The sequence below is a fragment of the Candidatus Cryptobacteroides sp. genome (genome assembly GCF_056207615.1).
This window is the reverse complement of record NZ_JBAEER010000064.1, coordinates 1-8,129: the sequence shown is the minus strand read 5'-3', so window position 1 is coordinate 8,129 and position 8,129 is coordinate 1. Positions and strand designations below refer to the sequence as shown.

Sequence of the window (8,129 nt, the reverse complement as noted above, 5' to 3'; positions counted from 1 at the left end):
GGAGCAGGAAACGTTCTCCCTTAGAAACTCAGGTGATTTCTATCGCAAGATTGTCATCCTGGATGGCAGTCGTAAGTTATGGACGGACGAGGATGGTATTATGTATGTTGGCGTGATACCGTTCCTGTTGGATAATCTTTCATATAGTCTTCTTCAGGAAAAAAAAGGTTGACAATCGAAATGGCCTCTGGACTCAAAATAGTTCAGAGGTCATATCTTTTAAACTATATGCATAAAGGCCCGTCAAACCGACTAGCATTTCGTTTACCTGATGTTTACTTTATTTTGTAGCAGGATAAGAGTTAAGTTACAGAGATTCAAAAGAATACAAGTAAGGAACAATAGTCCCACCGGGACCGTGCTTCGAAGGTCCCCAGACACCCCGTTACTCGTTGTTGGCGCTGAACGGGGTTGGGATTGACGTTATTTCCCCCGAATAGTGCTTTTGTCTGTAAATCTGGGGAGAAAAATAGCTTTATTGCCCCGATTCCCTAATCTGAGAAATTGATTCCAAATACTTATAAACGAGATAACAGTGAGGTTGAGTCAAGGCTCTCCATTCTTATAATTGCAGTCCACTTCTTTCCCAGGTCTTTCACTGAGGCGCCCACGTGGTAAATGTTTTCGTCGATGATCAGGAACCGGTCATGAGACTTCTTGAGAATGTTCACCGGAATGGGCTCGTACTGCGTGTCATGCTTTGCAATGTCCAAAGCGAGCGGCTTTGATATCTGCATCGTGTATATCTCTGCCGAGACCCCAGAATTACGTTTGTCAAGCAATGTCAGGACAGTGGTAGCCCAGCGGCGGAAGGCTGTCGCATTGGCGCTGTTGACACGGTAGCCGACGGAGATTATCATGTCGAGATTATAGTGGTCAACAGAACGTTTGACAAATCGGTTTCCTTCTAATCGAACTATTTCCATTTTGGAAACAGTTGATGTCTGGTCTAACTCTAGGGAGGTGTAAATGTTAGAAATGTGTTTAGAAATAGCAGGGACATTAGTCCCCATCAGCACTGCAATCTGTTGCTGTGTCAGCCATACGGTCTCCTGTTCAAGTTTGACCTCCTATCTGATGGTGTCGTTCGGCTGGTAAAGAACGACTTCGCCTCTATCCTTCTCTTTCTCCATAATCATGCGTTCTTATCCACAAAGATAAAAAACTTTCGTATCCACCGGTAAAACAATGTTACTGTTACCACACGAATAAAGCCACCGCAATCGCAGTGGCTTTTCGCGTTGTGGCCCATCTGTTATAAGGGGCTCCGCCCTGATAACCCCGACCTCCAGCCGAGTCGCAGAAGCGGCGTGTGCGTGAGATTTCCTATTTCAGTGTCTTACCTGATGAGAATGCATCACCGACTCTTTCTCCGAGCTGGATGTAACCCAGATGGACAGGGTCGAAGGTAAGAAGATTCATCTTAGCCACGTCAGGCTTGCCGTCTTCTGCAAGGTACTCATCCTTGCACAGTACATTCACGATCTCTGCTACAAGATTATATCCTCCGGTCGGGCTCTCGTCAATCTTTTCCTTAATGCGGCACTCGAGCACAATCGGGAACACGTCGAAGACCGGTGCGTTCACATCGGGTGCCTTTTCTGAGTTCCAACCGGTCTTCGCCATCTTCTCCGAATCATTCTTAGCGGAAATAATTCCCACGAAGTCAGCAGCGACCATCGTGTCCCTGGTTGCGAAGGATACGGTGAATTCGCCACATTCTGCGAGATTCTCGGTGGTCGCGTGGCTACCCATGGAGATCATGATTTCGTTGGCATCCCACTGGCCGCCCCATGCTGCGTTCATCGCATTGGCTTTGCCATCTTTTCCATAAGTACCGATGATGAGAACAGGCTGGGGAAGAACCCATGCCTTAGGTCCAAAAGCTTTCATTGTCTAGGTTATTTAAGTGATTTGATAATTTCAGGTCGCATTTTCTTTCTGGTTGCAGCCGGTTTACTGTCCAGCAAGATAGTGATTATTTTATTAAATTGAGATTGTAATATTTTTTGCCCACTATTGTCTGAGCCTAAGTCCGGCTATTGCCGGTTTCTTTATTTGCCATCGGCCGAATCAGTACCTCACACTTTCTTTCGGGGCAGATGTGACGGTTGTCACGGCTTGATTGTGGCTTTTCGGCGATTGCCTGGGCATTGACGCCGTGATCATCCGATAGCTGCCAATGATTCTGCCTATGACCATGTTACTCGGGTAAAGCTGAGGGCTACTGCAGCCATCATTACAAACACGAACCGATGCTATTGCGCCTTATACTCTTGCCCTACCTTTGCACTCGGATCAAGGATCCAGGACAAATTAACTAACTTTTAAAATACAAAATCATCATGAAAGCACTTTTCATTATTCTCGGCAGCATCGTTCTCGCTCTTCTCCTCAAGGTAGTCGACATCCTCACCAGCAAGCGTAACATCAACAGCGTAGGCGCAAAGTCAAACAAGCTCTCCAGGGACATGCCTAAGATCGACATCACCGACGAGAAGCAGCTTCATGAAGCTCTTGAGTACTACAAGGGTCTCCCAGACTAATCGTCAGGTTTCAAACTTTTCATAGACAACAGTTGCTATCGCCATATACGATAGCAATTATTGTAAATAATCGTCGCAGATGATTGAAACCATATATATATCAAACTAAATTTGCCCGGAAATTCGACATTTATGGAACTCAGACAGCTGAAATACTTTATCAAGACCGCAGAGACTCTGAACTTTTCAGAGGCGGCAAGGTGTCTCTACATAACCCAGAGCACTTTGTCTCAGCAGGTACGTGCTCTTGAGGATGAACTTGGATGTCCTCTCTTCCTTCGTGACTCGCATTCTGTGACGCTCACAGAATATGGAGAACGCATGCTGCCACTGGCCAGGCAGACTGTAATCGACGCGGAGACCTGCAAGTCTCAGATCAAAGATCTTCAGGAAGTGATAACAGGAACGTTGAACATAGGCTCGACCTTTTCTTTCGGTCCTCTCCTCAAGGAGACGATAAACACCTTTATCACCAAGTATCCAGGCATACGTCTCAACATCACGAACCGCTCCATGGAGGAACTGATGGACATGCTTCGCCGCAGGGAGGTGGATTTCGTTCTGGCGTTCAAGCCGAACATCCCTTATGATGACGTCGAGTCAAAGGTCCTTTTCGAGGATCATCTCTCGGTCATCATGCGAAAGGATCATCCTCTTTCAAGCCAGGACAGCCTGGGCTTCGATGAACTCAAGAGACACAGATTAGCCATTCCGGCAAAGGGACTCCAGTCCAGGAACCTGATTGACAAGTACTTCGATTTCCAAAACGGCGATTTCACTGTGTCGCTTGAGGTCAATGGAGTCTACAGCCTTCTCGATGCAGTGGAGAACAGTAATCTTCTCACCATCCTCTCAGATGCTACTATCAAGGACAGGGAGCGTCTTAAGGCCATTCCGCTGGATGTTCCTGACAACCAGATGCAGGGATGTATACATATATTGAAGAAGACCTATCAGAAGCGCAGCGCAGAAGTGTTCATCAAACTGCTTCGCGAGTCGATTGCATTCATAGAATTGTCCGGAAAATGGGCATAAAATAACTCAAAATGAAATTTTGGAATACACTTTTTGACGGCACGTCAGCATGGAGCGGAGGTGTCGCCCACTCGATCCTTGTCCTTGCGCTGGTCATAGCCATAGGCAAGGCACTCGGAAAATATAAGATCAAGGGTATCTCTCTCGGGGTTACCTGGGTGTTGTTTGTCGGAATAGTCTTCAGTCATTTCAACATGTCTCTTGATGCGGACCTTCTGCATTTCCTGAAGGAGTTCGGACTCATTCTCTTCGTATACAGCATAGGCCTTCAGGTAGGACCAGGCTTCTTCTCCAGCTTCAAGTCAGGAGGAGTGAAGCTTAATATTCTTGCAGTCCTGGTGTGCTCTCTGGGAGCGTTGACGGCCATCGCACTTCACTTCCTGACGGGAACCGAAGTGACGACCATGACAGGTATCATGTCAGGCGCCGTGACCAACACCCCTGGCCTTGGAGCAGCTCAGGCAGCCTATTCCGATATGTTCGGAACGAATTCTCCGGATATCGCTCTCGGCTATGCTGTCGCATATCCTTTGGGAGTGGTCGGAGCCATCCTGTCGTATATTCTGATCAGGTATCTGTGCTATCGCAAAGGAATTGTCATAACCCAGGTGGAGAAGAAAGAGTCCGTAGATTGGAAGGCGGAGACTGTCGAGGCAGAGGAAAAGATTATCAGGAAGCACTCTGAGGCAGCAGATACGGCATTTATCTCCAGAAGAATCCTTATCAGCAAGAAGAGCCTTAACGGCAAGAGGCTGAGTGATCTGAAGTTTGAGGATATACTAGGTGCTTCTATCACGAGGATACGCAGGTCCGGACTCGATCTCAGGGCGAGCGAGGACTTCCGTCTCCAGTATGGCGACCTTGTGACAGTGGTTGGAAGCAAGTCTTCAGTAGAAAAAGTCGAGATGGTTCTCGGCAATTCTCTCAAGCGTCTCGATGAGCCTAATCTGGTACCTATCTTCGTGTGAATAGCACTCGGCGTCATCCTCGGCAGCATTCCTATCGCTTTCCCGGGCATGCCTCAGCCTGTGAAGCTTGGACTTGCAGGAGGTCCTCTCATCGTGAGCATACTGCTGTCCAGCTTCGGTCCAAGGCTGAATGTGATCACATACACCACCTCAAGTGCCAACCTGATGCTCCGCGAGCTTGGTATCAGCATCTTCCTGGCATGCGTGGGTCTTGAAGCCGGCAGCGGCTTCGTGGATACTATCGTGAATAAAGGCGGCTACGTGTGGATAGCATATGGTGCACTTATCACGCTGGTACCTCTGATGGTCTGTGGACTGATAGGTCGCTTCGCCATGAGACTCAATTATCTCACGTTAATCGGAGTTCTGTCAGGTGCGTCGACCAACCCGCCCGCTCTAGCCTATGCGAACGATGTGGACAGAAACAGTGACGAGGCGTCTGTTGCCTATGCTACGGTCTATCCTCTCGCCATGTTCCTGAGGGTCCTCCTTGCACAGATGATAATATTGTTTTTCTGTTAGCACATTCTCGCGTCCGAAACGATCGTCCCGACCCTGGCCGGAGAACATCCGTCCTTTACCCGGGTCGCAGACTAAGGTACGATGACGTTGAGGTTGGCGGGGGTGACGCGGATGTCGAGGAAAGGGCCGGCCATGAATGCTTCGCCGTCGAAATGGGCTTCCTGCGTCGCATCCGTGCGTCCAATGCGCTCCATGCGGTCAGTGTCGTCCAGGCGGTCCGTGTCGTCCATGCGTTCGATTCGGACATAGCTGGTACGGAGGGCGTCCACCTTGCTGTTGTGGTAGATGCGTGAATCCAGAAGCTGGATAGGGACGGGGATGGCCTGAAGGAGGTTGAACGGATGGATTATCGTAATGTCGAGGAGTCCGTCCTGGAGCGATGCCTTGGGGGTGATATGGTAGTGGTTGCCCCACTGGTTGGCATTCCCGACCGTGATGAGGAAGGCCTTTACATCGAAGTCGGCAGTATCGGTTGTGATGTGGTAGGTTTCGGGCGTATAGCTGTGCCATGCCTCGAGGGTCTTGCGGACATAGGTTATGAGACCTCTCGTTCCTGCCTTGGAATAGTCCATCGCGACCTTGGCATCGTATCCGACGCCGCAGGTGCAGAAGAAAGGGTGATCGTTGACGCATGCCGTATCTATGCATGCCACGGTTCCCTTGTTGATCAAGGAGACGTTTTCGCGTATGTTCTTTGGCAGACCGAGGTGGTTGGCCAGCCCGTTGCCCGAGCCTCGAGGGATGATGGCGAGTGCGGTCTGGGTCCCGGAGAGCCTTGCCGCGACCTCGTTCACGGTACCGTCACCACCAACGGCAACGACTACGTCAGCTCCCTGCGCTGCGGCTTCGGCGGCAATATCTCCGGCATGTCCGCCGTATTCGGTGAACCGGATGCTGACGTCATAGACAGTGCTGTCCAGATTTTTCCTGACGATGTCCGCGATGGTGCGGCCGTTGCCCTTTCCGGCGATTGGATTTATTATGCAGACGAGCTTCTTCATGTGAACTAAATCGCCGTCAAAGGTAGCAAATTATCGGCACACAATATTTATCTTTGCGGGATATGAAAGAAATCAGACTCACAACATACAGCGCCATCCTAAGCCTTGTCAACCTGGCGGCTTTCAACGTCCCCTTCCTGCTCTTCGCATGGAACAACGCGGACAGCAAGCTCCTGGTTTTCTGCCTGGCCCTGCTGCTGCTTCCTCTGAATTTCTTCGCGTGCTACCTCGTGTGCTTCCTGCTCCGCAGGGTGGGACGCGTCCTGGTTGCGCTCTGCCATGCCATCAGCACGGTGTGCACCTACTATGTCATCTCGTACAAGACGATGATGGATGCATCCATGCTGAGCAATTTCTTCAACACACGCCCGGAGGAGGCGCTGCCGTTCATCACGTTCCCGTTCGTGGCCTGCGTGATCGTGCTCGGCATACTGCCCATGATATGGATCATCGGCGTGAAAGTGAACTACGGCACATGGAAAAGATTCGGCGCGTCCATCGGAGCCTCTCTCGGACTCTCGCTTCTGATCATACTCTGCAATTTCAACCAGACGCTCTGGATCGGCAACCATGATACCGAACTCGGAGGCCTGGTGATGCCATGGTCATACATCGTGAACACGGGAAGGCTCGCGAACCAGCGCGCCCATTCCAACAGGGAGGAGATTCCGCTGCCGGACGCGACCTTCAGGAACGATGAGAAGCGTGCGGTGGTGCTCGTCATCGGCGAATCTGCACGAAAGGCGAACTCTTCGCTCTATGGTTATGAGCGTGAGACCAACCCGCTGCTCTCCAAGGTCGAGGACCTGCATGTGTTCAATGCCGTCTCATGTGCGACCTATACGACCGAGGGTGTGAAGAGCATACTCGAACCTCAGCCGAGCGGCGAGCTGTACGAGATCCTGCCGAACTATCTCTACAGGCACGGAGTCAAGGTGCAGTGGAGGACGACCAACTGGGGTGAGCCACCTATCCATGGCCCGGAATACCTCAAGAGGGAGGATCTTGCTGCGATGTACGAGGGCGTGGACGAGCGTTACGACGGTATTCTTCTCGCCGGTCTCCGTGAGACGATCGAGCAGAGCAGCGAGGACAAGGTGGTCATTATCCTGCACACCAATACCGGCCATGGACCCGCATACTGCGAGCGCTACCCTTCGGAGTTCGAGGTTTACACTCCGGTCTGCGACAACGTGGAGCAGGCTTCGAAGGCGCCTCAGGAGCTGATAAACGCGTACGACAACACGATCGTCTATACCGACTATCTTCTGAATTCGATCATCGATACGCTCAAGAGCATAAGCGACCGCAGCTGCGCGATGCTGTACATCTCCGACCATGGAGAGTCGCTCGGCGAAAACAGTCTGTACATGCACGGTGTTCCTCTCAAGGTCGCACCGAAGGAGCAGTACGAGATTCCGTGCTACCTCTGGCTCACTCCGGGCTACAGGAATGTCCGGCAGCCTGAGCTGATCGATCAGCATTGGGTATACAGCAGCGTGCTCGATCTTCTGGACATGGATACTCCTGTCCTTGACCCGGAGAAGGATCTCTTCTATACTGAACCATGAGACGTGTCCGCAGAATATCGCTGATCTGGCGCATCCCGACTGCGTCTGTGCTGATGGTGCTTGGCATCATCATTCTCTCAAATTTCAGCCCTGTCTACCGTTTCGAGGAGGGCAAGCCGTTCGAGGGGGCACAGATCTATGATCCGTACGCCGGACTGGATTCGTCAGCTACCGTATGGACGCGCACCAACCTCCACACCCATACCCATGCGACGAAATGGATCAACGAGTGCGAGCTTTATCCGGATTCGGTGAGGGCGTATTACGACCGCCTCGGATATGATCTCGTATCTTTCTCCAACCACATGGAGCTCACCGCTGACCCTCGCGGCACCGACGGCCAGATATGGGTGTATGAGCATGGATACAACTTCGCGAAGCACCACAATCTTGTGTTCGGCCCGCACAGGGGGGTGAACTATTTCGATGCATTCCTGCCGGTGATGGTGTCGCAGAAGCAATTCAAGATGGACATGCTGCGAAGGA

7 protein-coding genes and 1 pseudogene are annotated in these 8,129 nt (G+C 51.1%); 5 read left to right on the top strand and 3 right to left on the bottom strand.

Translation table 11 applies throughout. The annotated features are described in order from the left end of the window. Positions 1–518: 518 nt before the first annotated feature. Positions 519–1,013, bottom strand: coding sequence for a RhuM family protein (gene rhuM, locus AC06ND_RS03990; RefSeq protein ID WP_475677701.1), 495 nt, complete (start codon positions 1,011–1,013; stop codon positions 519–521). A gap of 313 nt (positions 1,014–1,326) precedes the next feature. Next, positions 1,327–1,893, bottom strand: coding sequence for a flavin reductase family protein (locus AC06ND_RS03985; protein WP_475677700.1), 567 nt, complete (start codon positions 1,891–1,893; stop codon positions 1,327–1,329). 452 nt (positions 1,894–2,345) lie between these two features. Here AC06ND_RS03985 and AC06ND_RS03980 point away from each other — a divergent pair, with 452 nt between their 5' ends. From AC06ND_RS03980 to AC06ND_RS03970, 3 genes and pseudogenes are all read left to right on the top strand, one after another. Continuing rightward, complete coding sequence (locus tag AC06ND_RS03980; RefSeq protein WP_475677699.1) at positions 2,346–2,546, top strand: hypothetical protein; 201 nt, start codon at positions 2,346–2,348, stop codon at positions 2,544–2,546. 132 nt (positions 2,547–2,678) lie between these two features. Continuing rightward, the gene (locus tag AC06ND_RS03975; protein ID WP_475677698.1) at positions 2,679–3,581 is read left to right on the top strand and encodes a LysR family transcriptional regulator; all 903 of its coding nucleotides are present in this window, start codon (positions 2,679–2,681) and stop codon (positions 3,579–3,581) included. 11 nt (positions 3,582–3,592) lie between these two features. Further along, positions 3,593–5,071, top strand: a pseudogene (locus AC06ND_RS03970) (aspartate-alanine antiporter-like transporter). Positions 5,072–5,142: 71 nt separating this feature from the next. Here the strand turns inward: AC06ND_RS03970 and AC06ND_RS03965 are convergent. Further along, entirely contained in the window at positions 5,143–6,072 is a 930-nt protein-coding gene (locus AC06ND_RS03965; protein WP_475677697.1) for a diacylglycerol/lipid kinase family protein, read from the bottom strand. A 62-nt stretch (positions 6,073–6,134) separates the two neighbouring features. Between AC06ND_RS03965 and AC06ND_RS03960 the strand changes: the two genes are divergently transcribed. After that, positions 6,135–7,643 carry a sulfatase-like hydrolase/transferase gene (locus AC06ND_RS03960; protein ID WP_475677696.1) on the top strand — a complete coding sequence of 503 codons (1,509 nt, stop codon included), beginning with the start codon at positions 6,135–6,137 and terminating at the stop codon, positions 7,641–7,643. Next, on the top strand, positions 7,640–8,129 hold a 490-nt coding region (locus tag AC06ND_RS03955), incomplete at its 3' end, for a hypothetical protein (protein WP_475677695.1). The genes AC06ND_RS03960 and AC06ND_RS03955, both read left to right, overlap by 4 nt.